At 66.6% G+C, this 22,925-nt stretch carries 24 protein-coding genes; 8 read left to right on the top strand and 16 right to left on the bottom strand.

Going from position 1 to position 22,925, the window contains the following annotated elements:
* Positions 1-20: 20 nt before the first annotated feature.
* Both lysS and AC3WRR_RS19865 read left to right on the top strand, forming a co-directional pair.
* Positions 21-1,565 carry a lysine--tRNA ligase gene (gene lysS / locus AC3WRR_RS19860; protein WP_010809017.1) on the top strand — a complete coding sequence of 515 codons (1,545 nt, stop codon included), beginning with the start codon at positions 21-23 and terminating at the stop codon, positions 1,563-1,565.
* 250 nt (positions 1,566-1,815) lie between these two features.
* Entirely contained in the window at positions 1,816-2,562 is a 747-nt protein-coding gene (locus AC3WRR_RS19865) for a glycine zipper 2TM domain-containing protein (RefSeq protein ID WP_010809018.1), read from the top strand.
* A 76-nt stretch (positions 2,563-2,638) separates the two neighbouring features.
* On the opposite strand, the gene iscX is transcribed toward AC3WRR_RS19865, so the two are convergent.
* The 14 genes from iscX to uvrB form a co-directional block, all read right to left on the bottom strand.
* Entirely contained in the window at positions 2,639-2,833 is a 195-nt protein-coding gene (gene iscX / locus AC3WRR_RS19870; RefSeq protein ID WP_010809019.1) for a Fe-S cluster assembly protein IscX, read from the bottom strand.
* Positions 2,834-2,865: 32 nt separating this feature from the next.
* Positions 2,866-3,204, bottom strand: coding sequence for an ISC system 2Fe-2S type ferredoxin (fdx, locus tag AC3WRR_RS19875; RefSeq protein WP_010809020.1), 339 nt, complete (start codon positions 3,202-3,204; stop codon positions 2,866-2,868).
* Positions 3,205-3,244: 40 nt separating this feature from the next.
* Positions 3,245-5,110, bottom strand: coding sequence for a Fe-S protein assembly chaperone HscA (hscA, locus tag AC3WRR_RS19880; protein ID WP_492297907.1), 1,866 nt, complete (start codon positions 5,108-5,110; stop codon positions 3,245-3,247).
* A 109-nt stretch (positions 5,111-5,219) separates the two neighbouring features.
* Positions 5,220-5,738 (bottom strand): Fe-S protein assembly co-chaperone HscB, encoded by a 519-nt coding sequence (gene hscB, locus AC3WRR_RS19885; protein ID WP_010809022.1) that lies wholly within the window; start codon positions 5,736-5,738, stop codon positions 5,220-5,222.
* Between the two features lie 63 nt (positions 5,739-5,801).
* On the bottom strand, positions 5,802-6,023 hold the full coding sequence (locus tag AC3WRR_RS19890) for a DUF3565 domain-containing protein (RefSeq protein ID WP_010809023.1): 222 nt from the start codon (positions 6,021-6,023) through the stop codon (positions 5,802-5,804).
* Between the two features lie 25 nt (positions 6,024-6,048).
* On the bottom strand, positions 6,049-6,369 hold the full coding sequence (gene iscA, locus AC3WRR_RS19895; protein ID WP_010809024.1) for an iron-sulfur cluster assembly protein IscA: 321 nt from the start codon (positions 6,367-6,369) through the stop codon (positions 6,049-6,051).
* Positions 6,370-6,412: 43 nt separating this feature from the next.
* Positions 6,413-6,811, bottom strand: coding sequence for a Fe-S cluster assembly scaffold IscU (iscU, locus tag AC3WRR_RS19900; RefSeq protein ID WP_010809025.1), 399 nt, complete (start codon positions 6,809-6,811; stop codon positions 6,413-6,415).
* 66 nt (positions 6,812-6,877) lie between these two features.
* Positions 6,878-8,101, bottom strand: coding sequence for an IscS subfamily cysteine desulfurase (locus tag AC3WRR_RS19905; RefSeq protein ID WP_269446663.1), 1,224 nt, complete (start codon positions 8,099-8,101; stop codon positions 6,878-6,880).
* Between the two features lie 55 nt (positions 8,102-8,156).
* The gene (gene iscR, locus AC3WRR_RS19910; protein ID WP_011614910.1) at positions 8,157-8,711 is read right to left on the bottom strand and encodes a Fe-S cluster assembly transcriptional regulator IscR; all 555 of its coding nucleotides are present in this window, start codon (positions 8,709-8,711) and stop codon (positions 8,157-8,159) included.
* A 106-nt stretch (positions 8,712-8,817) separates the two neighbouring features.
* Positions 8,818-10,914 (bottom strand): site-specific recombinase, encoded by a 2,097-nt coding sequence (locus tag AC3WRR_RS19915; RefSeq protein WP_010809028.1) that lies wholly within the window; start codon positions 10,912-10,914, stop codon positions 8,818-8,820.
* A gap of 87 nt (positions 10,915-11,001) precedes the next feature.
* A complete protein-coding gene (locus AC3WRR_RS19920) occupies positions 11,002-11,490 on the bottom strand; it encodes a low molecular weight protein-tyrosine-phosphatase (RefSeq protein WP_010809029.1) in 489 nt (162 codons plus the stop codon).
* A 90-nt stretch (positions 11,491-11,580) separates the two neighbouring features.
* On the bottom strand, positions 11,581-11,823 hold the full coding sequence (locus AC3WRR_RS19925; protein WP_010809030.1) for a hypothetical protein: 243 nt from the start codon (positions 11,821-11,823) through the stop codon (positions 11,581-11,583).
* 33 nt (positions 11,824-11,856) lie between these two features.
* Positions 11,857-12,078, bottom strand: a complete 222-nt coding sequence (locus tag AC3WRR_RS19930) for a hypothetical protein (RefSeq protein ID WP_010809031.1) — start codon at positions 12,076-12,078, stop codon at positions 11,857-11,859.
* 97 nt (positions 12,079-12,175) lie between these two features.
* On the bottom strand, positions 12,176-14,260 hold the full coding sequence (gene uvrB, locus AC3WRR_RS19935; RefSeq protein WP_010809032.1) for an excinuclease ABC subunit UvrB: 2,085 nt from the start codon (positions 14,258-14,260) through the stop codon (positions 12,176-12,178).
* A gap of 185 nt (positions 14,261-14,445) precedes the next feature.
* Here uvrB and AC3WRR_RS19940 point away from each other — a divergent pair, with 185 nt between their 5' ends.
* Together AC3WRR_RS19940 and AC3WRR_RS19945 are read left to right on the top strand one after the other, a co-directional pair.
* Positions 14,446-15,642 (top strand): amino acid aminotransferase, encoded by a 1,197-nt coding sequence (locus AC3WRR_RS19940; protein WP_010809033.1) that lies wholly within the window; start codon positions 14,446-14,448, stop codon positions 15,640-15,642.
* A 311-nt stretch (positions 15,643-15,953) separates the two neighbouring features.
* Positions 15,954-17,213: a polyhydroxyalkanoate depolymerase gene (locus tag AC3WRR_RS19945; RefSeq protein ID WP_010809034.1), complete on the top strand. Its 1,260-nt coding sequence runs from the start codon at positions 15,954-15,956 to the stop codon at positions 17,211-17,213.
* Between the two features lie 47 nt (positions 17,214-17,260).
* On the opposite strand, the gene AC3WRR_RS19950 is transcribed toward AC3WRR_RS19945, so the two are convergent.
* A complete protein-coding gene (locus AC3WRR_RS19950; protein ID WP_010809035.1) occupies positions 17,261-17,896 on the bottom strand; it encodes a TetR/AcrR family transcriptional regulator in 636 nt (211 codons plus the stop codon).
* Positions 17,897-18,191: 295 nt separating this feature from the next.
* On the opposite strand from AC3WRR_RS19950, the gene rsxB reads away from it, so the two are divergent.
* Positions 18,192-19,001, top strand: a complete 810-nt coding sequence (gene rsxB, locus AC3WRR_RS19955; protein ID WP_011614906.1) for an electron transport complex subunit RsxB — start codon at positions 18,192-18,194, stop codon at positions 18,999-19,001.
* Positions 18,998-19,642: an endonuclease III gene (gene nth, locus AC3WRR_RS19960; RefSeq protein ID WP_011614905.1), complete on the top strand. Its 645-nt coding sequence runs from the start codon at positions 18,998-19,000 to the stop codon at positions 19,640-19,642. Before rsxB ends, nth begins: the two co-directional genes overlap by 4 nt.
* 15 nt (positions 19,643-19,657) lie before the next feature.
* Here the strand turns inward: nth and AC3WRR_RS19965 are convergent, their stop codons facing one another.
* Positions 19,658-20,284 carry a TetR/AcrR family transcriptional regulator gene (locus AC3WRR_RS19965; RefSeq protein ID WP_010809038.1) on the bottom strand — a complete coding sequence of 209 codons (627 nt, stop codon included), beginning with the start codon at positions 20,282-20,284 and terminating at the stop codon, positions 19,658-19,660.
* 85 nt (positions 20,285-20,369) lie between these two features.
* Between AC3WRR_RS19965 and AC3WRR_RS19970 the strand changes: the two genes are divergently transcribed.
* Positions 20,370-21,938 carry a flavin-containing monooxygenase gene (locus AC3WRR_RS19970; RefSeq protein WP_492297910.1) on the top strand — a complete coding sequence of 523 codons (1,569 nt, stop codon included), beginning with the start codon at positions 20,370-20,372 and terminating at the stop codon, positions 21,936-21,938.
* Positions 21,935-22,918 carry an alpha/beta fold hydrolase gene (locus tag AC3WRR_RS19975; protein ID WP_058696925.1) on the top strand — a complete coding sequence of 328 codons (984 nt, stop codon included), beginning with the start codon at positions 21,935-21,937 and terminating at the stop codon, positions 22,916-22,918. The genes AC3WRR_RS19970 and AC3WRR_RS19975 overlap by 4 nt, the downstream gene beginning before the upstream one ends.
* The last annotated feature ends 7 nt before the right edge of the window (positions 22,919-22,925 follow it).

Consider the following 22,925-nt stretch of genomic DNA (forward strand, 5'->3'; position numbering starts at 1 on the left):
GCGCGATCCGACAAGACATCATGACTGAACCGAACCGCGCCCAGGCCAAGCCAGCCGCCGCAGATACTCCCGCCGTCGACGAGAACAAGATCATCGCGGAGCGGCGCGAGAAACTGGCCGCGCTGCGCCAGCAAGGCGTGCCCTTCCCCAACGATTTCCGCCCCACCCACCAGGCCGCCGCGCTGCAGGCGCAATACGCCGAGACCGAGCAGGCCACGCTCGAGGCCGCGCCGGTCGAGGTCGCCATCGCCGGGCGCATGATGCTCAAGCGCGTGATGGGCAAGGCCAGCTTTGCCACGGTGCAGGACGGCAGCGGCCAGATCCAGTTCTACATCACCCGCGACAAGGTCGGCGAAGAGGTCTACGCGGCCTTCAAGCACTGGGACCTGGGCGACATCATCAGCGCCCGCGGCGAACTGTTCCGCACCAACAAGGGCGAGCTGTCGGTGCAGGTGCGCGAGCTGCGCCTGCTGTCCAAGTCGCTGCGTCCGCTGCCGGACAAGTTCCACGGCCTGGCCGACCAGGAAATGAAGTACCGCCAGCGCTATGTCGACCTGATCGTGTCGCCGGAAACACGCAACACCTTCCGCGCCCGCACCAATGCGATCTCGTCGCTGCGCCGCCATATGGCCGATGCCGGCTTCATGGAAGTGGAAACGCCGATGCTGCACCCGATCCCGGGCGGCGCCGCGGCCAAGCCCTTCATCACGCACCACAATGCGCTGGACATGCAGATGTTCATGCGCATCGCGCCCGAGCTGTACCTGAAGCGCCTGATCGTCGGCGGCTTCGAGCGTGTGTTCGAGATCAACCGCAACTTCCGCAACGAAGGGGTGAGCCCGCGCCACAACCCCGAGTTCACCATGATGGAGTTCTACGCGGCCTACACGGACTACCGCTGGCTGATGGACTTCACCGAGGACCTGATCCGCAAGGCCGCGATCGATGCGCGCGGCAGTGCCGTGCTGACCTACCAGGACCGCGAGCTGGACCTGTCCAAGCCGTTCCATCGGCTGACGATCTGCCAGGCGATCCAGAAGTTCGCACCGCAGTACACCGATGCGCAACTGGCCGATGCCGGGTTCCTGCGCACCGAGCTGAAGAAGTTCGGCGTCAACACCAACGCGCCGCAGTTCCTCAACGCCGGCCTGGGCACGCTGCAACTGGTGCTGTTCGAGGAAACCGCGGAAAGCCAGCTGTGGGAGCCGACCTTCATCGTCGACTACCCGGTCGAGGTCTCGCCGCTGGCACGCGCCTCGGACACGGTGCCTGGCATCACCGAGCGCTTTGAACTGTTCATCACCGGCCGCGAGATCGCCAACGGCTTCTCGGAGCTGAACGATGCCGAGGACCAGGCCGACCGTTTCCGCAAGCAGGTCGAGCAGAAGGACGCCGGCGATGAAGAAGCCATGTACTTCGACGCCGACTACATCCGCGCGCTGGAATACGGCATGCCCCCGACGGGCGGCTGCGGCATCGGCATCGACCGCCTGGTGATGCTGCTGACGGATAGCCCGAATATCCGCGACGTCATCCTGTTCCCGCATCTGCGCCGGGAAGACTGAGCAAGCGCTTTGGCAAGATGAAGCCCCACCGAATCGGTGGGGCTTTTTCCTTGGGGCGCCGCCAATGTCATGCCAAGCCGCCGAATGTTACAGCCTGGCCCCGTGATATGCGCCCCAACCAACCATAAGGCATTGATATAAAAGATATTTTCCGCCTACATATATTTACAAAAACAAACGGAAAACCCCACCCGCTTCGGCCACACTGGTTCCATCCCAACGCGGCCTTCGCCGCACCGGAGCCATAGCAATGCAAAGCCAAGCCACCCCGAACGACAACACCCCTGCCCCGCTGCCGCCGCAACGCCGGCTGCATCCGCTCGTCGGTGCGGCAGCCGTCGCCGTGGTGATCGCCAGCCTGACCGCGGTCGCCGCCGTCACTGGCGTGCTGCCGATCGGCAAGGCCAGCCCTGACCTGCCGGCGCAGGCCGGTGCGCAGGCAGACCCGCAAGGGCCGCTGCCGGTCACGGCAGCGCCCGCCCCGGGCAGCACCACCCGGCCGCCGGTCTACAACGACGGCCAGCAGCGCCCGGCCGGCCAGGATGCCACCGGTTCGTCGCAAGCCGCGCCACGCACCGCCCCGGCACGCCAGGCCGCGCAGCGCGACAGCGAGCCGCGCGCCAGCCAGCGTGCCGACACCGAGCGCCAGGCTGCCAAGGGCAGCCCCTACGCCGGCCGTATCGTCTCGGTGACGCCGATCCAGACCCAGAAGCCCAACACCAGCGGCCTGGGCGCGCTCGGCGGGGCCGTGGTGGGCGGGCTGCTGGGCAACCAGGTCGGCAAGGGCAATGGCCGCATCGTCGGCACCGTGGTGGGTGCCGTGGGTGGCGGCGTGGCCGGCAACCAGATCGAGAAGACCGTCAGCAAGGACACGCACTATGAAGTGCGCGTGCGCATGGATGACGGCAGCCACCGCACCTTCACCTACGAGAAAGACCCCGCCGTGCAGCCAGGCGAGCGCGTGCACCTGGAGAACGGCGCGCTGATGCGGGGCTGATCCGGCTCTCGCGCAGCAGCAAAGCAAAAGGCCGGCAATTTGCCGGCCTTTTGTCGCCATCCCGATACTGCGTCGCTTATTCGGCTTCCTGGATCCAGGCCTGCTGGATCGCCTCCAGGATCTTCTCGCCCGAGCGCTCGGGCGCGTCGGCAAAGCCGTCGAGCTCCAGCACCCAGCGGCGCAGGTCAGTGAAGCGCACGCCCGCCGGATCGACATCCGGGAACTTGTCATACAGCGCTTCGGCAATGGCGTAGGTATCGGTCCACTTCATGGGATTGTTCTCCGCTGAGATTTGCCGGCCGCTCAGTGGCCTTCCTTGGCGTGGTTGATGGTGTACTTCGGGATTTCGATGGTCAGGTCTTCATCATCGACGATGGCCTGGCACGACAGCCGCGAATTCGGCTCCAGCCCCCAGGCCTTGTCGAGCAGGTCTTCTTCCTTCTCCTCGGCCTCGTTGAGCGAATTGAAGCCCTCGCGCACGATCACGTGGCAGGTGGTGCAGGCGCACGACTTCTCGCACGCATGCTCGATCTCGATGCCGTGCGAGAGCAGCGCGTCGCAGACGCTGACGCCCTTCTCGGCTTCGATCACCGTCCCTTCCGGGCAATATTCAACGTGGGGCAAAACAACGATCTGTGGCATGTGGTGTCCTGATGTCTGTATGTCGGTGCGGGCCCGGTGATCAGCCCAGCTCCTGCACCTTGCGCCCGGCCAGCGCGCTCTTGATCGAACGGTCCATGCGGCGGGCGGCGAATTCGTCGGTACCGTGCGACAGCTTCTCCACCGCGGCGTGGATGGCGTGGTGGTCTTCGCCGGTGGCGATCTCGCGCACCGTAGCCATCAGCGCCTCGACCGCGGTGCGCTCTTCCGCCGACAGCAGGTCGCCATCGGTTTCCAGCGCGCGCTGCGTGGCCTCGACCAGCCGGTCGGCTTCCACGCGCTCTTCGGCCAGCGCGCGGCTCTTCATGTCGTGCTCGGCCTCGCGGAAGCTTTCCTGCAGCATGCGCGCGATATCGTCGTCGGCCAGGCCGTACGACGGCTTGACCGTGACCGAGGCTTCCACACCCGAATGCGTTTCGCGCGCGGTCACCGACAGCAGGCCGTCGGCATCGACCTGGTAGGTCACGCGGATGCGCGCCGCGCCCGCCACCATCGGCGGGATGCCGCGCAGCTCGAAGCGCGCCAGCGAGCGGCAGTCGCTGGCCAGCTCGCGCTCGCCCTGCAGAACGTGGATCGCCATCGCGGTCTGGCCATCCTTGAAGGTGGTGAATTCCTGCGCGCGCGCCACCGGGATGGTGCTGTTGCGCGGGATGATCTTCTCGACCAGGCCGCCCATGGTCTCAACGCCCAGCGACAGCGGGATCACGTCGAGCAGCAGCCAGTCTTCGCCCGGGGCATGGTTGCCGGCCAGCAGGTTGGCCTGCATCGCGGCGCCCAGCGCCACCACGCGGTCCGGGTCGAGGTTGGTCAGCGGGGTCTGGCCGAAGTAGTCGCCCACGGCCTTGCGGATCGACGGCATGCGCGTGGCGCCGCCGACCAGCACCACGCCCTTGACCTCGTCGGGCGCGACGCCCGCGTCGCGCAGCGCCTTGCGCACCGGCGCCAGGGTCTTCTGCACCAGGTGCGCGGTGACCTGGTCGAAGATCTCGACAGTCAGCGTCAGGTGGACGATCTCGCCGGACTCCAGCACGGCGTCGATCACGGTGCTGTCGCTTTCCGACAGCGCTTCCTTGGCCGCGCGCGCACGCACCATCAGCAGGCGCATGTCCTGCGCCGATAGCGGCTGCAGGCTGGCCTGCTCGACGATCCAGCACAGCAGGCGCTGGTCGAAGTCATCGCCGCCGAGGGCCGAGTCGCCGCCGGTGGCCAGCACCTCGAACACGCCCTGCGTGAGCTTGAGCACCGAGATATCGAAGGTGCCGCCGCCCAGGTCGTAAACCGCGTAGATGCCTTCCGAGGCATTGTCCAGGCCGTAGGCAATGGCCGCGGCAGTGGGCTCGTTGAGCAGGCGCAGCACTTCCAGGCCGGCCAGGCGCGCGGCGTCCTTGGTCGCCTGGCGCTGGGCCTCGTCGAAGTAGGCCGGCACCGTGATGACGGCGCCGACCAGGTCGTCGCCCAGCGTGTCTTCAGCGCGCTGGCGCAGCGTGGCCAGGATCTCGGCCGAGATCTCCACCGGGCTCTTTACGCCGGCGGCGGTCTTGATCTGCAGCATGCCCGGCGCGTCGACAAAGTCATACGGGCTGTGCTCGATATTGGCCACGTCGCGCAGGCCGCGGCCCATGAAGCGCTTGACCGAGACGATGGTGTTCTTGGGGTCGCCCACCGCTTCTTCCTGGGCCCGGTAGCCGATATGGGCGGTACGGTCCGGCAGGTAGCGCACGACCGACGGCAGCAGCGCGCGGCCGCGCTCGTCGCCCAGCACTTCGGGAATGCTGCTGCGCACCGCGGCCACCAGCGAATTGGTGGTGCCGAGGTCGATGCCGACGGCCAGGCGGCGTTGGTGGGGCGCCGGCGACATGCCGGGTTCGGAAATCTGGAGCAGTGCCATGGTATTTCTTTGCTGTCTTGTGCGGCAGTGGAAACCGCCATGCGGGTGGCATTGGGGAGCGGTTTTCGCGCCGGGCGCCATTGTGTCACGGCCCCGGCAAACGTGCCGGTCAGTGTTCCAGCCGGTCGATGGCCTCGCTGGTATCGTGCTCGATCTTCTCGATAAACATCAGTTGCCGCACCGCGCCGCCAGCCGCCTCGTTGTCGCCGGAATCCAGCAACGCGCCCAGTGCTTCGTGGCGCTCACGCTTTTCCTGGCGCAGCTCGCGCAGCAGCGCATCGAGCCGGTCCACTGCGCGCTCCTCCACCGCTTCCTGCAGCGCTTCGCGCCATTCCATCTGCTGCATCAGGAAGGCCGGAGTCATGGCCGTGTTGTTCTCGGCCTGCACATCGACGCCGCGCAGCTTCAGCAGGTAGGTCGCGCGCCGCAACGGCTGGCGCAGCGTACGGTAGGCTTCATTGGCATGCGCGGCCCATTGCATGGCCACGCGGCGCTCGGCGTCGCCCGCCTTGGCAAAGCGGTCCGGATGCGCCTGCGACTGCACGGTGCGGTACGCCGCATCCAGCGCGGCGTCATCGACGCCGTACTGCGCCGGCAGGCCGAACAGCGCAAAAAAATCGTCTTTCAACTGCTTCCCCAAGAAAAAAGAGCGGCCGCGCCGCCCCTTTGTCCATTGCCGCCACGGTGCCGCTCAGGCGGGCTTGCGTGCCCACTCGGCCGGCGGTTCGTTGCGGTCGCACTTCAGGCAGTTCACCCGCATGCCGATCATGCCGGCGCGGCCCTGCTCGCTTTGCGTCCATGGCCGCGACTGCCATGGCGGGTCGTGCCGCATATGCTGGCCGTGCCCGCATTCGAGTTCGGCCACCCAGTGGCCTTCCTCGTCCCGGCGGAACCCGACGATGCTGCGCTCCACCGGGGCTTGCTTGCGCTGGCGCGCCTCAGACCGTGAAGGACTCGCCGCAGCCGCACTCGTCCTTGACGTTGGGGTTGTTGAAGCGGAAACCTTCGTTCAACCCTTCACGTGCGTAGTCGAGTTCGGTGCCGTCGATATACGGCAGGCTCTTGGCGTCGACGATGACCTTGATGCCGTGCGATTCGAACACCGCGTCTTCCGGCAGCAGCTCGTCGACGTATTCCAGCTTGTAGGCCAGGCCCGAGCAGCCGGTGGTCTTCACGCCCAGGCGCAGGCCCACGCCCTTGCCGCGGCGTTCCAGGTAGCGGGCCACATGCTTGGCCGCCTTCTCGGTCATGGTGATCATCGTTGCGTCTTCCTTCGTCGATGCCGTGGTCAGTGCGACAGAATCAGGCAGCCTTCTGCTCGGCGCCGTGCTTCTTCTTGTAGTCTTCGACGGCGGCCTTGATCGCGTCTTCGGCCAGGATCGAGCAGTGGATCTTCACCGGCGGCAGCGCCAGTTCTTCGGCGATCTGGGTGTTCTTGATCTCCAGCGCCTGGTCCACGGTCTTGCCCTTGACCCACTCGGTCACGAGCGAGGACGAGGCAATGGCCGAGCCGCAGCCGTAGGTCTTGAACTTGGCGTCTTCGATCACGCCCGCCTCGTTGACCTTGATCTGCAGCTTCATCACGTCGCCGCAGGCCGGCGCACCGACCATGCCGGTGCCGACCGCATCGTCGTTCTTGTCGAACGAACCGACGTTGCGGGGGTTTTCATAGTGATCGAGAACCTTGGTGCTGTATGACATTTTGCTTACCTCTTGCGTATCTTTGCGGGGGTATTGCGTTTTGTTCTGATGATCTGTGCGGGCGCGTCAGTGCGCGGCCCACTGGATCGAATTCAAATCGACGCCGTCCTTGAACATTTCCCACAGCGGCGACAGGTCGCGCAGCTTGCCGATCTTGCTCTTGAGCAGTTCGATGGTGTAGTCGATCTCCTGCTCGGTGGTGAAGCGGCCCACCGTGAAGCGGATCGAGCTGTGCGCCAGTTCGTCGTTGCGGCCCAGGGCGCGCAGCACATACGACGGCTCCAGCGAGGCCGAGGTGCAGGCCGAACCCGACGACACCGCCACGTCCTTGATCGCCATGATCAGCGACTCGCCTTCGACGAAGTTGAAGCTGACATTCAGGTTGTGCGGCACGCGCTGTTCCAGGTCGCCGTTCAGGTAGACCTCTTCCATGTCCGACAGGCCGTTCCACAGGCGGTCGCGCAGCATGCGGATGCGTTCGTTCTCAGTCGCCATCTCTTCGCGGGCGATGCGGAAGGCTTCGCCCATGCCGACGATCTGGTGCGTGGCCAGCGTGCCCGAGCGCATGCCGCGCTCATGGCCGCCGCCGTGCATCTGCGCCTCGATGCGCACGCGCGGCTTGCGGCGCACGTACAGCGCGCCGATGCCCTTGGGGCCGTAGGTCTTGTGAGCCGAGAACGACATCAGGTCGCACTTCAGCTTGCCCAGGTCGATCGCCACCTTGCCGGTTGCCTGCGCGGCGTCGCAATGGAAGATGATGCCCTTCTCGCGGCAGATCTCGCCGATCTGCGCGACGTCCTGGATCACGCCGATCTCGTTGTTGACCAGCATCACCGACACCAGGATGGTGTCCGGGCGCAGCGCCTGCTTGAACACTTCCATGTCGAGCAGGCCGTTTTCCTTCACGTCCAGGTAGGTCACTTCAAAGCCCTGGCGCTCCAGCTCGCGCGTGGTGTCGAGCACGGCCTTGTGCTCGGTCTTCAGGGTGATGATGTGCTTGCCCTTGCCCGAATAGAAGTTCGCGGCGCCCTTGATCGCCAGGTTGTTCGATTCGGTCGCACCCGAGGTCCACACGATCTCGCGCGGATCGGCGCCGACCAGTGCGGCCACCTGCTCACGTGCTTCTTCCACCGCGCGCTCCGCTTCCCAGCCGTACGCGTGGCTGCGCGAGGCGGGGTTGCCGAACTGCTCGCGCAGGTACGGAATCATCTTGTCCGCCACGCGCGGGTCCACCGGCGTGGTGGCCGAGTAATCCATGTAGATGGGGAAATGTGGGGTGCTCATCGTTATGACTGCCTTGTTAGGGACCGCTGATCGCTGTTTTGCTGTCGTTGACTGGGCGCGCTCAGGACTGCGCCAGGCTGAAAACTGAATTCACCATTCTGGCCCGGACCGGCTTTTCCTGCTTGTCGGCCTTGCCGCGCGCAGCGGCCGCGACCGGCTGCGCGGCGTCCTCGCGCATGTCGTGCAGCACGGCCGGCTGGCGCTCGCGCTGCTGGTCCACCAGGTTCTTGAGGGAAACGGAGTCGAGGTACTCGACCATCTTCTGGTTCAGCGTGGCCCACAGTTCGTGGGTCATGCAGCGCCCGGAGCCGTCATCTCCGTTACAATTGCCCTTGCCGCCGCACTGGGTGGCATCCAGGGGCTCGTCCACGGCGATGATGATGTCCGCCACGGTGACGTCTTCGGCCTTGCGCGCCAGACTGTAGCCGCCGCCCGGGCCGCGCACGCTTTCGACGATCTCGTGCCGGCGCAGCTTGCCAAACAACTGCTCCAGGTAGGACAGCGAGATCTTTTGCCGCTGGCTGATGCCGGCGAGCGTGACCGGTCCCTGGTCCTGGCGCATGGCCAGGTCGATCATCGCAGTGACCGCGAAGCGGCCTTTGGTGGTCAGTCTCATGGTGCAGGGCTCTGGGGGTGAAGCTAATACTTGATCGTTTCCGTCAAGTATAAAGGTACCCGACTAATTCAGTCAACTACCCCTGCCGCAGCGCACCACGCCCCGCTCACGCTTCGCGCCCGCCCGCGGCCGTCTCCGGGCCTGCCGTGCGCGGCGGAATCACCAGCGACAACGGGTGCTTCAGGATGCGCCGCCGCACGGCCGCGCTCAGTTCGGCGCGGTCCACGCGCCGCAGGTTGCGTGACCGCAGCGCCATATTGAACGCCAGCGCGAAGCTCACCGCCACGTTCAGCATCCCCATCAGCGCAATGCCCGCCACCGCCAGCCACAGCGACGGCATGCGCAGTGCATCCAGCCCCAGCACGCCGATGGCGGCGCCGACCGAGCCCGTCGACAGCGTCACATGGCGCACTTCCATATGGGGCCCGAAGAAGCTCAGGATTTCCGGCCCCAGCCCCAGCAGCAGGCCCAGCGACACGTTGGCGGCTATGCCCGACAGGTTGCGCTTCCAGAAATCCGCCAGACGGGTGGCGCCGCGCGCACCCAGCACGTACTGGAGGCGCCGGTTGTAGGCCATCACGTCGTGCACGCGATGCAGCGCGAACCAGTTGTCGGCCCAGCCGGCAATCAGGCTGGACAGCCACAGCAGCACGCCGGTGAAGGCGGCATAGAGCGGCGTCGGGCCCAGGATCGAGAACGACTCGATGGTGGCAATCGCCTTGGCCGGCGTGATCAGGTTGGCGCCGAGCAGTTTGTGCGCCAGCCACTGGATCCCCAGCGCCACCGGGAACACCACCGCCAGGTTGCCGACGATCGCCGCCGCGTTGGAGCGGATCATGGCAATGGTGTCGTCGACGAATATCTCGCGCCCTTCCGGCCGCCCTGCCCCGTCCAGCCGGTGCGCCAGCGCCGGCCCGGTCATGGCCGGCTGCTTGGTCGCCAGCGTGAAGTGCGCAAAGTGGATGGCCAGGAAGCTGCCGGCGTAGTTGAGCGAGGCCAGCAACCCTTCACTGAACTTGTCCAGGTGCAGGCCGTAGATCAGGAACTTCAGGTACACGGTGGCGACCGAGACCAGGCCGCCGCCGGCCGCGGCGCGCACCAGCTCGGCGTATTCCTTGCGGTCGCGCGTGATGTAGTGCTCGCCGGTCTCGGCCGAGCGCTCCACCACCTTGCGCGCCAGCTGCGCGAACGAGGTGCCGGCCAGGTGCAAGATGCTGCGCCGGGCCTGGGTCGATCGGATCAGCTCCGCCACCAGGTGCGCATGCATGCCGGGCCGGCGGGGCTCGACCCAGGCCGCCAGCAGCAGCTCGATGCGGCTGAGCTGCACCTTCATGCGCTCGATCTGGAACACCACCTCGACCGACACGCCGTTTTCTTCCAGGTCCTCATACACCTGGCGGATCGCGGCATGGCAGCCGTCCAGCAGCGCGCGGAAGTAGTTCAGGCGGTGGCCAAAGCTGTTGTCGTCCTGGCGCAGGCCCTCTTCACGCAAGGCCTGGATGGCCTCGTCCAGGCGGAAGAACGGTGTCTCTTCCACGCGCCCGGCCAGGCGCGAACGGATCGCCTGACTCAGGCCGGTGGCGCGCACCTGGCTGACCAGCACCGCGATGCTGGTGGCCAGCGTCTGGCCCAGCGCATCGCGATAGTGCGCCATGCCCGCCGCTTCGCCCCCGGCGCTGCCGGCCTGCAGCACGCGCGCCAGCCGCGCCAGCAGCCCATCGTCGATGGCCTCGACCCACTCCGCGTCCTCATCCCCGACGAACACCAGCGCAAACAGCCCCGCCATGTCGCTGCGGTTGGGCGGCGGCGGCAGGAAGCGGTTCTGCAGCCGGCCCACCATCTCGCTGACGAAGCCCGGGTGCAGGGCCACGCCGGTATCGCAGAACAGTCCGGTGGGGTCGTTCTCGCGCACCAGGCTGCGCACCGTCAGGGCGAAACGCCCGGCCCAGTCGGGATGCCGCTCCAGCACCTGCAGCAGGTAGCGCAGCCGCACATGCTCGGGGTGGCGGCGGTCCGTGCCAGGTTCCTGGCTGTCAGCATCGGCGCCCAGCCCGCCATCGCGGCGGATCCAGAAGCCCAACTCGATCAGCCAGCCGTTGCGCTCGGCCAGCGGCGCCTCAGGATCGGCAGCGGCCAGGATGGCGTCGAGCTGCAGGCTTGCATTGCGCGATTCGCGCCATTTGCGGAACAGTTTGCGAAGCATGGATTCTCGTGGGATTGGTCCGCCGGCCGCGGCGCTGGAGGCGTCGCGGCGCGGGCCGCAGAAAGGACGATGGAGCGGGCGCCGGGATCAGCCGGCGTTGCCTTGCAGGCGCTGGCGCAACTCGGCCACCAGGCCGTCGCAGGCATCTTCGATGTAGTCGAGCACGCGCTCGAAGCCATCGCCTTCGCCGTAGTAGGGGTCCGGCACCTCGTCGGCGTCGTGGCGGGTGGCGAAGCTCATCAGCAGGCGCAGCTTGGCGCCGGCATCGGGGCGCAGCCGCGCCAGGCCGGCCAGGTTCTCGCGGTCCATCGCCAGGATCAGGTCGAAGCGGTCGAAGTCAGGCAGGCCGACCTTGCGCGCGCGCAGCGCGGACAGGTCATAGCCGCGCTGCAGCGCGTGGCGCTGGGTGCGGGGATCGGGCGCGCGGCCCAGGTGGTATTCATGCGTGCCCGCCGAATCCAGTTCCACCAGTGCGTCCAGCCCCGCCGCAGCCAGCTTGGCGCGCAGCACGCCCTCCGCCGTCGGGGAACGGCAGATGTTCCCCATGCAACACATCAGGATGGCGTATGTCTTCATCGGATCACGGCTTGGCGGGAGTGGAACGGCGGGCGCACCGGCACACGGCAGGGCCGCCGGCCGGACAGCCGCAATTCTACCCGCAGCCCTTCAGGCCAGCTGCTTGGCCAGCCGCTCGCCGTGCGCAAACCCGGCCACTTCCGCGGCCTCGCGCGATTTGTAGTGCTCGGTGATGCGCGAGGTCTCGGTCAGCGTGCCGGCGGCGCGGATATTGGTGCCGGGGCGGCAGACGCGCACGGTGTAGGACCATTCGCTCTGTGAGCGCTGTTTGACCTGGACCTGCACCTCGTGGGTTTCATAGACCTTCTTCTTCCATTCACCGATATCGCTCATTGTGGTTCTCCACGGAAAATGGGTGATGCCTGGCTAGTTGACCTCGCCGGCGTCGATCGCGCGCATGGCGCCGGCCTCCGCCAGGGCGATGGCCCCTTCGGGCGTGGGCGCGTCGCCCGCAATCGCCTCGTAGCTGGGGCCGGATGGCTCGCCGAAGGCATCGGCGATGCGCATCTGCGCCGCAAACCCGCCGGCGGCATTGGGGACCGCGCTGACCACGACCGCGTAGCCGCCGTATTCAAACTGGCGTTCCATCTTGCCTCCTTCGCGGCAGCCTTCGCGCTTTCACCCTTCATGACCGGCGCCGCCGCGAATTTCACTATAGGCGAAGCGCGCGTGGCGGTGCGGCGTATCAGGCAGGCGGCAGCGCGCCCTCTCCACTGGCGCCGAACACCTGCGCCTTGAGCTTGGCCAGCTGGTCGCGCACCTGCGCCGCCTGCTCGAACTCCAGGTTGCGGGCGTGATCGAGCATGAGCTTCTCCAAACGCCTGATTTCCTTGGAGACCTGCTTCTCGCTCATGTCCTCGTAGCGGGCCTGCTCCTGCGCCGCCAGCAACTCGGCCCTGGCATCGTTGACGCTATAGACGCCGTCGATAATGTCCTTGATGCGCTTGACCACGCCGCGTGGCGTGATGCCGTTGGCCTCGTTGAAGGCGATCTGCTTGGCACGGCGGCGCTCGGTCTCTCCAATCGCCTTCTTCATCGACTCGGTCATGCGGTCCGCGTACAGGATCGCGGTACCGTTGACGTTGCGCGCGGCGCGCCCGATGGTCTGGATCAGCGAGCGCTCGGCGCGCAGGAAGCCTTCCTTGTCCGCATCGAGGATCGCCACCAGCGACACCTCGGGAATATCCAGGCCTTCGCGCAGCAGGTTGATGCCCACCAGCACGTCGAAGGTGCCCAGGCGCAGGTCGCGGATGATCTCCACGCGCTCGACCGTGTCGATGTCCGAGTGCAGGTAGCGCACCTTGACGCCGTTCTCGGACAGGAACTCGGTCAGCTGCTCGGCCATGCGCTTGGTCAGCGTGGTCACCAGCACGCGTTCGCCAACCTCCACGCGGGCGTGGATTTCCGATAGCAGGTCATCCACCTGCGTGGTCGCCGGGCGCACCATGATGATGGGATCGACCAGCCCGGTCGGACGCACCACCTGCTCCACCACCTGCCCGGCATTGTCCTGCTCGAACTGCGCCGGCGTGGCCGAAACAAACATCACCTGGCGCATCTTGCGCTCGAATTCGTCGAACTTCAGCGGCCGGTTGTCCAGCGCCGAGGGCAGCCGGAAGCCGTACTCCACCAGCGTGGTCTTGCGCGCGCGGTCGCCGTTGTACATGCCGTTGAGCTGGCCGATCAGCACGTGCGACTCGTCCAGGAACATCAGCGCGTCGGGCGGCAGGTAGTCGACCAGCGTCGGCGGCGGCTCGCCCGGCTTCGCGCCGGACAGGTGCCGCGAATAGTTCTCGATGCCCTTGCAGAAGCCCAGCTCGGACAGCATTTCCAGGTCGAAGCGGGTGCGCTGCTCAAGCCGCTGCGCCTCCACCAGCCGGTTTTCCTTGTGGAAGAACTCCAGCCGCTCGCGCAGCTCCGACTTGATCGCCTCGATCGCGCGCAGCACGGTCTCGCGCGGGGTCACATAGTGGCTCGACGGATAGACCGTGAAGCGCGGGATCTTCTGGCGCACGCGGCCAGTCAGCGGGTCGAAGAACTGCAGCGACTCGACTTCGTCGTCGAACATCTCCAGCCGCACCGCCATCTCGGCATGCTCGGCCGGGAAGATGTCGATGGTGTCGCCGCGCACGCGGAAGGTGCCGCGCTGGAAATCGGTCTCGTTGCGGGTGTACTGCATCGCGATCAGGCGCGCGATCACATCGCGCTGGCTGATCTTGTCGCCGGCCCGCAAGGTGAGAATCATCTGGTGGTATTCGGTCGGGTTGCCGATACCGTAGATCGCAGAGACGGTCGCCACGATGATCGTGTCGCGGCGCTCCAGCAGGCTCTTGGTCGCCGACAGCCGCATCTGCTCGATATGCTCGTTGATCGACGAGTCCTTCTCGATAAACAGGTCGCGCTGCGGGACGTAGGCCTCGGGCTGGTAGTAATCGTAGTAGCTGACGAAGTACTCGACCGCGTTGCGCGGGAAGAACTCGCGAAACTCGGCGTAGAGCTGGGCCGCCAGCGTCTTGTTGGGCGCGAACACGATCGCCGGCCGTCCCATCCGGGCGATCACATTGGCCATGGTGAAGGTCTTGCCCGAACCCGTCACCCCCAGCAGCGTCTGGAACGACAGGCCGTCCTCGACCCCCTCCACCAGTTGCCGGATGGCCTCCGGCTGGTCGCCGGCGGGCGGGAACGGCTGGTAGAGCTGGAACGGGGAGCCGGGGAATGTGACGAATTTGTCTTCGTCCAGGGCCGGCGCGGCTTCTGCAAGGTTCGACATAGGGGGCGAATTTACGGGCGGGATTAGGGAAATACCTCAGGAATACGGGGCGAATACGCTAGAATCTTGGGGTTGCCAGCCCCCGCTTCAAGCCGGAAGCGTCACGGGGGCCTGTCAGCCCCCAGCGCAGTCCGAAGCATTCTACGCCTTCCCGTTTTCTTACATAGCCGACCACGAGATTCCAAATGAGTTTGTTTTCTGCCGTCGAGATGGCCCCGCGCGACCCGATCCTGGGCCTAAACGAAGCCTTCAATGCCGATACCCGCCCGACCAAGGTCAACCTGGGCGTTGGCGTGTACTTCACCGACGAAGGGAAAATCCCCCTGCTGCGCGCCGTCCAGGAGGCAGAAAAGGCACGTCTGACCACCGCCACGCCGCGTGGCTACCTGCCGATCGAAGGCATTGCCGCCTATGACCAGGCCGTGCAGACGCTGCTGTTCGGCAAGGAATCGCCGCTGATCACGGAAGGCCGCGTGGTGACGGCCCAGGCACTCGGCGGCACCGGCGCGCTGAAGATCGGCGCCGACTTCCTGAAGCGCCTGTATCCGGACGCCAAGGTCGCCATCAGCGACCCGAGCTGGGAAAACCACCGCGCACTGTTCGAATCCGCCGGCTTCCCGGTGGTCAACTATGCCTACTACGATGCCCCCAGCCACGGCCTGAACTTTGCCGGCATGGTGGAATCGCTGAAGTCGTTCCCGGCCAACACCATCGTCGTGCTGCACGCCTGCTGCCACAACCCGACCGGCGTGGACCTGTCGCCCGAGCAGTGGAAGCAGGTGGTGGAACTGGTCAAGGAACGCAACCTGATCCCGTTCCTGGACATGGCCTACCAGGGCTTTGCCGACGGCATCGACCCGGACGGCGCCGCCGTGCGCCTGTTCGCGGACTCCGGACTGCCCTTCTTCGTGTCGAGCTCGTTCTCGAAGAGCTTCTCGCTGTACGGCGAGCGCGTCGGCGCGCTGTCGATCGTCACCACCAGCAAGGAAGAAGCGCAGCGCGTGATGTCGCAGGTCAAGCGCGTGATCCGCACCAACTACTCCAACCCGCCGACGCACGGCGGCACCGTGGTCGCGACCGTGCTGAACAGCCCGGAACTGCGCGCCATGTGGGAAGAAGAGCTGGCCGAGATGCGCGACCGCATCAAGCTGATGCGCCATGCGCTGGTCGACAAGCTGGCCGCCAAGGGCGTGCCGGGCGACTTCTCCTTCGTCAAGGCGCAGCGCGGCATGTTCTCGTACTCGGGCCTGACCTCGGCCCAGGTGGACCGCCTGCGCAACGAGCATGGCATCTACGCCGTCGGCACCGGCCGCATCTGCGTGGCCGCGCTGAACAGCCGCAACATCGACGCCGTCGTCGACGCGATCGCAGCTGTGATGTAAAAGGCTTTTGCAATCGCCATCCCGCAACAGGTGGCGACTGGCGCAAGCGTCACAAAGCAATGCACAAAAAGCGGCTTCGGCCGCTTTTTGCATTTGTTTACGATTTATCAGCCAATGTCATCAAGAAATCAGCCTTTTACCTTATTGTTTTCCGCAGCAACGGATGTACTTTAAGGTATATGCTGCAGAGCAAGATCGTTAGCACGGTCGTTCGGTTAAAGGCATAATCGGCGCCACGATCCCCCGGTGTATTGTCAGTACATTAGTACTTGGTAGTACGTACCTCTTAGCTAGACCCAGGCAGAAAAGGCATGCTCTACCAATTGCATGAGTTCCAGCGCTCGATCCTGCACCCGCTGACCGCGTGGGCCCAGGCGACCGCCAAGACCTTCACCAACCCCCTCAGCCCGCTCTCGCTGGTTCCCGGCGCACCCCGCCTGGCTGCCGGCTATGAACTGCTGTACCGGCTCGGCAAGGAATACGAAAAGCCGGCATTCGACATCAAGTCGGTGCGCTCCAACGGGCGCGACATCCCCATCGTCGAGCAGACCGTGCTTGAAAAGCCGTTCTGCAAGCTGGTGCGCTTCAAGCGCTATGCCGACGACCCGGAGACCATCAAGCTGCTCAAGGATGAGCCGGTGGTGCTGGTGGCCGCGCCGCTGTCGGGCCACCATGCCACGCTGCTGCGCGACACGGTGCGCACGCTGCTGCAGGACCACAAGGTCTACGTCACCGACTGGATCGACGCACGCATGGTGCCGGTCGAGGAAGGCGCGTTCCACCTGTCGGACTACATCTACTACATCCAGGAATTCATCCGCCATATCGGCGCCGAGAACCTGCATGTGATCTCGGTATGCCAGCCCACCGTGCCGGTGCTGGCCGCGATCTCGCTGATGGCCTCGGCCGGCGAGAAGACGCCGCGCACCATGACCATGATGGGCGGCCCGATCGACGCCCGCAAGAGCCCCACCGCGGTCAACTCGCTGGCGACCAACAAGTCGTTCGAGTGGTTCGAGAACAACGTCATCTACACCGTGCCGGCCAACTACCCCGGCCACGGCCGCCGCGTCTACCCGGGCTTTTTGCAGCATGCCGGTTTCGTGGCGATGAACCCGGACCGGCACCTTTCCTCGCACTATGACTTCTACCTGAGCCTGGTCGAGGGCGATGCGGATGACGCCGAAGCCCACGTGCGCTTCTACGACGAATACAACGCGGTGCTCGACATGGCCGCCGAGTACTACCTCGACACCATCCGCGAGGTGTTCCAGGAATTCCGCCTGGCCAACGGCACCTGGGCCATCGACGGCAATCCGGTGCGGCCGCAGGACATCAAGAGCACCGCGCTGATGACCGTCGAGGGCGAACTGGACGACATCTCGGGCGCGGGCCAGACCGCCGCGGCGCACGACCTGTGCGCCGGCATCCCGAAAACCCGCAAGCAGCACCTGAACGCGGCACACTGCGGCCACTACGGCATCTTCTCGGGCCGGCGCTGGCGCGAAGAGATCTACCCGCAGCTGCGCGACTTTATCCGCAAGTACCACCAGGCCTCGGCCACCAGGTAAGAAAACGCCCGCGATTGCGGGCGTTTCTTCTTGCGGGGCCGGGATGCTCAGTGCTTCTTCAGGTAGCTGAGCAGCATTTCCGAGTGCAGCTCGGCAAAGCGCTCATGCTCCTGCTGCGAGGCCACGTCGCGGCCGATCACGGCACTGATGGTATAGCGGTTGGACAGCACGTAGTAGCCCAGCGCGGAAATCGTCAGGTAGAACTGCGGCACGTCGATATCGTCGCGGAACACGCCTTGTTCCTGCCCGCGCCGGATCACGTCGGCCAGCACATCCACCACCGGGTTGATCAGCTGCTGCAGCTGCGCCGACTTTTTCAGGTGCCGGGCCTCGTGCAGGTTCTCGCTGTTGACCAGGCGGATGAACTCCGGGTGCTCGTAATACCAGTCCCAGACGAAACGCGCCAGCGTGCGCACGCCCTGGACCGGGTCTTCGTCGACCAGGTGCAGCTGCTCCTCGTCGGCGCGGAAATTAGCGTATTGCTTCTCAAGCACCGCCAGGAACAGGCCTTCCTTGCTGCCGTAGTAGTAGTACAGCATGCGTTCGTTGGTTTCCGCGCGCCGGGCAATCTGGTCGACGCGGGCGCCGGCCAGACCCCCCTTGGCGAATTCCTCGGTGGCCGCAGCGAGGATGCGTCGGCGCGTCCCTTCCGGGTCGCGTTTGGTCTTGGGCTCAGTTGACATGGGGTGGCTGGTCGATCGTTGCGCGGATTATGGCATAGGCCGGAATGCGGCAATCCGGCGGTGCGCGCATCATCGCCGTTTCTGCCCGCCGGCGAAATCGGGGATAATCCTTGCGGCGCGATGGCTCGCAGGGGTCCACAGAGATCCCGGTGCCGCAGGGTCGCTGGCCTATTGTCCGCCGCCGGGTTCGGCTGTTATGTCGCCAAACCCTCACAGCGCCCCGTAAATATCGTGTCTTGACCGTTCTGATCCGGCCTTGGTCCCTGTCTTGTCCCCTGATTTCCTGCCCGTAGTCGTGAATCCCGCCGTCAAGTCCCTTGCCGACCGCATCGAAGCGCTGCTGCCACAGACCCAGTGCACAAAATGCGGCTTCAACGGCTGCCGCCCCTACGCCGAAGCCATGGCCAGCGGCGAAGCCGCCTGCAACCGCTGCCCGCCCGGCGGCGCGGAAGGAATCGTGCGCCTGGCCGCGGCGCTCGGCACCGAACCACTGCCGCTGGACCCGGAGCGCGGCAGCGAACAGCCGCGCGCGGTGGCCCGCATCGACGAGAGCCTTTGCATCGGCTGCACGCTTTGCATCCAGGCCTGCCCGGTCGATGCGATTGCCGGCGCCGCCAAGCAGATGCATACGGTGATCCCTGACTGGTGCACCGGCTGCGACCTGTGCGTGGCGCCCTGCCCGGTCGACTGCATCGACATGGTCCCGGTCACCGGCGCGCGCACCGGCTGGGCCGCGTGGTCGCAGGCGCAGGCCGATGCCGCGCACGCGCGCTACCTGGCACGCAATGCGCGGCTGGTGCGCGAGCGCGAGGAAAACGACGCGCGCCTGGCCGCCAAGGCCGCCGCCAAGCTGGCCGCGGTGCAAGCCGAAGCGCCGGAGAACGATGCCGAGCGCGCCGCGCAGGAACGCAAGCGCGCCATCATCCAGGCCGCCATCGAACGCGCCCGGCAGAAGCAGCAGGCCGCGCAGCCGCGCAATACGGAGAACGTCTCGGCTGCGGTGCAGGCCCAGATCGACGCCGCCGAAGCACGGCGCGCGCGCGCGGGGCTTGCCAGGCCTGGATCCGACCAGAACGCCAATACCGACCCGGAAGAAAAACAATGAACGCCGCCAAGTGCCGTGCCATCTTTGAGACGCTGCGCGAAACCAACCCTGCCCCGGCCACCGAACTGGAATACAGCTCGCCGTTCGAGCTGCTGATCGCCGTGCTGCTGTCGGCGCAGGCGACCGACGTCGGCGTCAACAAGGCCACGCGGCGGCTGTTCCCGGTAGCGCATACCCCACGCCAGATGCTGGACCTGGGCGAAGCCGGCCTCAGCGAGTACATCAAGACCATCGGGCTGTACAAGACCAAGGCGAAGCATGTGATCGAAACCTGCCGCATCCTGGTCGAGCGCCACGGCGGCAAGGTCCCGCCCGAGCGCGAAGCGCTGGAGGCGCTGCCGGGCGTGGGCCGCAAGACCGCCAACGTGGTGCTCAACACCGCGTTCGGCGAGCCCACCATCGCGGTGGACACGCATATCTTCCGGGTAGCGAACCGCACCGGGCTGGCGCCGGGCAAGACCGTGCAGATCGTCGAGCAGAAGCTGCTCAAGTGCGTGCCGCATGAGTTCCTGCACGATGCCCACCACTGGCTGATCCTGCACGGCCGCTACGTGTGCAAGGCGCGCAAGCCAGAGTGCTGGCACTGCGTGATCGAGCCGCTATGCGAGTTCAGGGAAAAGACGCCGGCGCCGCAGCTGTAACCCGGGCCTGGTGTCCTAGTCCGGCTCGTGCGCCAGCACCAGGGCCAGCTGTAGCGCGGTGCGCGCGACCACCTCCACCTCGGGCGCATAGCCGTGCGTGATCCAGCGCAGGGCGATGTGGACCACCCCGCCCGCCACCCCCGCCGTCAGCAACGGATCGAGCTTGCGTCCCGGCGGCAGCAGCGCTTGCGCGAGCAGCCCGCCGAATTCATCCAGCGAATCCGCCAGCGCCCCGTCGACCAGCTTGCTGACGCCGCGGATTTCCACCAGGAACACCCGCGCTGAACGCGGCTCGCGCCGCAGCGCCCCGAAATAGGCGCGCAGCATGGCCAGCGCGCGTTGCTGGCCCTCGCCTCCGGCCCCCTCGCCCGCCAGGGCGAGGGTGTGCAGCAAGCGGTGGGTCACCGTTTGAAACGATGCCAGCAGCAAGGCCTCGCTGTTGGCGAACGACTCATAGAAATACCGTTCGGTCAGGCCCGCGGCCTCGCACACGGCCTTGACGGTGGCGTTCTGGTAGCCGCGCTCGCCGTAGACCTGCACGGCCGCGGCAATCAGCTGCACACGGCGTTGGGCACGTCGTTCTTCGGCTTCGGCGCCGCGGTAGCGACGCGCGGGGGTGAGCTCGGTCGTCATGCGCGCCATTATGACATTCCCTATTGTCAGATTCCTTGCCGGATCGCTTCTGACAATCTATGTTGTCAGAAGCGCCACTCGCCCGGACCCCCCCATGACCGCCTCAAGTCCCGATGACGCAGTCCTTGATGTCCTGATCGTAGGCGCCGGCCTGTCCGGCATCGGCGCCGCGCGCCAGCTGCAAATGCGCTGCCCCGGCAAGCGCTACGCCATCCTGGAGGCGCGTGAGGCCATGGGCGGCACCTGGGACCTGTTCCGCTACCCCGGCATCCGCTCGGATTCGGACATGTACACGCTGGGCTACCGCTTCAAGCCCTGGCGCGGCGCCAAGGCCATCGCCGACGGGCCGTCGATTCGCGCCTACATCCGCGAAACCGCCGAAGAGGCCGGCATCACGCCACATATCCGCTTCGGCCATCGGGTCATCAGCGCGGCATGGGACAGCGCCGCAGCCTGCTGGACGGTCGAAGCCGAACGCACCGCGGACCACAGCCGGCTGCGCCTGCGCACACGCTTTCTCTATGTGTGCGCAGGCTATTACAGCTATGCCGAGGGCCACCGGCCCGAATTTGCAGGCGAAGCGCAATTCCGCGGCAGCATGGTGCATCCGCAGTTCTGGGACGAATCGCTCGACTACGCCGGCAAGCGCGTGGTGGTGATCGGCAGCGGCGCCACGGCGGTCACGCTGGTGCCGGCCATGGCGAAAAGCGCCGCGCACGTGACGATGCTGCAGCGCTCTCCCACTTATATCGTGACGCGCCCCGGCGAGGACGCCATCGCCCACAAGCTGCGCCGCGTGCTGCCGGAGCGGCTGGCCTACGCCGCCACGCGCTGGAAGAACGTGCTGCTGGGCATGATGTTCTTCCAGCTGGCGCGGCGCCGGCCGGACCGCGTCAGGCAGCGCCTGATCGGCATGGCGGCAGCGCAACTGGCGCCGGGCTATGACGTCGGCACCCACTTCACGCCCCGCTACCGGCCCTGGGACCAGCGCCTGTGCCTGGTGCCCGACGGCGACCTGTTCCGCGCGATCCGCGACGGGCGCGCATCGGTGGTGACCGACACCATCGACCGGTTCACCGAGAACGGCATCGTGCTGGCCAGCGGCAAGACGCTGGCCGCGGATGTCGTGGTGGTGGCCACCGGCCTCAAGCTGAACATGCTGGGCGACATTGCACTCACCGTGGACGGCCAGCCGCGCCGCCCCGCCGAATGCCTGGCCTACAAGGGGATGATGCTGAGCGATGTGCCCAACCTCGTGCTGGCCTTCGGGTACACCAATGCCTCGTGGACGCTCAAGGCCGACCTCACGGCCGAGTACGTCTGCCGCCTGCTGCGTCATATGGATCGCCACGCCCACCGCATTGCCGTGCCGCGCGCCCCGGCTGACGTTGAGCCGACCCCGTTCCTGGATTTCACCTCCGGCTACGTGCAGCGTGCCGCCACCGTGCTGCCCCGGCAAGGGCATCGCAAGCCATGGCGCGTGCACCAGAACTACCTGAAAGACCTGCTGGCGATCCGGCACGGGCGCATCGCAGACGGCGTGTTGCAGTTCGATGTCCCGCCTCCCTCTCCCCTGGCACACCGGGCGCACCGGGACGGCCAGGACACCACCGACAACAACAACACGGTGCCGGCCGTTGCCGCCAGCGAGGTGCAATCATGACCATCGTCCTGACCGTTTTCGCGGTGCTGATCGGGCTGATCCTGGCGCTGGGCGCGTCGCTGTATCTGTACACGTGGCGCACCGCGCGGCGCATCGAAGCCGCCATGCCGCCGCACGGCCGCTTTGTCGACGTGCCCGGCGCGCGGCTGCACGTGGTGGAGCGCGGCCAGGGCCCGGCGGTGCTGCTGGTGCATGGCCTGTCCGGCCAGCTTGAGAATTTTGGCTACGGCATGATCGGGCCGCTTGCCGAGCATTTCCGCGTGATCGCCGTCGACCGCCCCGGCGCGGGCCACTCCATACGCACGCCGGGCAGCGCCGCGGACCTGCCGGCGCAGGCCGCAGCGCTCGCCGCGCTGTGCGACAAGCTTGGCCTGGAGCGTCCGCTGGTGGTGGGCCATTCGCTGGGTGGCGCGATTGCGCTGGCACTGGCCATCCACCACCCCGAGCGCGTGGGCGGGCTGGCACTGATCGCGCCGCTCACGCACCCGCCCAAGGCGATCTCGCCGGTGTTCCAGGCCATGACCGTGCCCAGCGCGTGGCTGCGCCGGCTGATGGCATGGACGCTGGTGGTGCCGATGTCGATTCGGCGCCGCGAAGCCGTGATGGACATCGTGTTCGGCCCGGACCCGGTGCCGGACGACTTCCCGACGCGCGGAGGCGGGCTGCTGGCGCTGCGGCCGCGCCACTTCCTGGCCGCGTCCGAAGACCTGATCGGCGCCGCGCAGAGCCTGCCGGCGCTGCTGCACCGCTACGGCACGCTGCGCGTGCCGGTCAGTGTCCTCTACGGCCGCGAAGACCGCATCCTGGATTTTGCCGAGCATGGCGAAGCGCTCGCCGCCAAGGTTCCGGGCGCCACGCTGACATTGGTCAGCGGCGGGCATATGCTGCCGGTGACCGCCATCGACACCAGCGTCGATTTCGTCCGCGACGCCGCCGCCCGGCTGCAAGTCCCCGCGCCGGCCCAGGCGCAGGTCGCCTGATCCACGG

Source organism: Cupriavidus sp. FW305-3-2-15-C-LB2, from assembly GCF_058787575.1.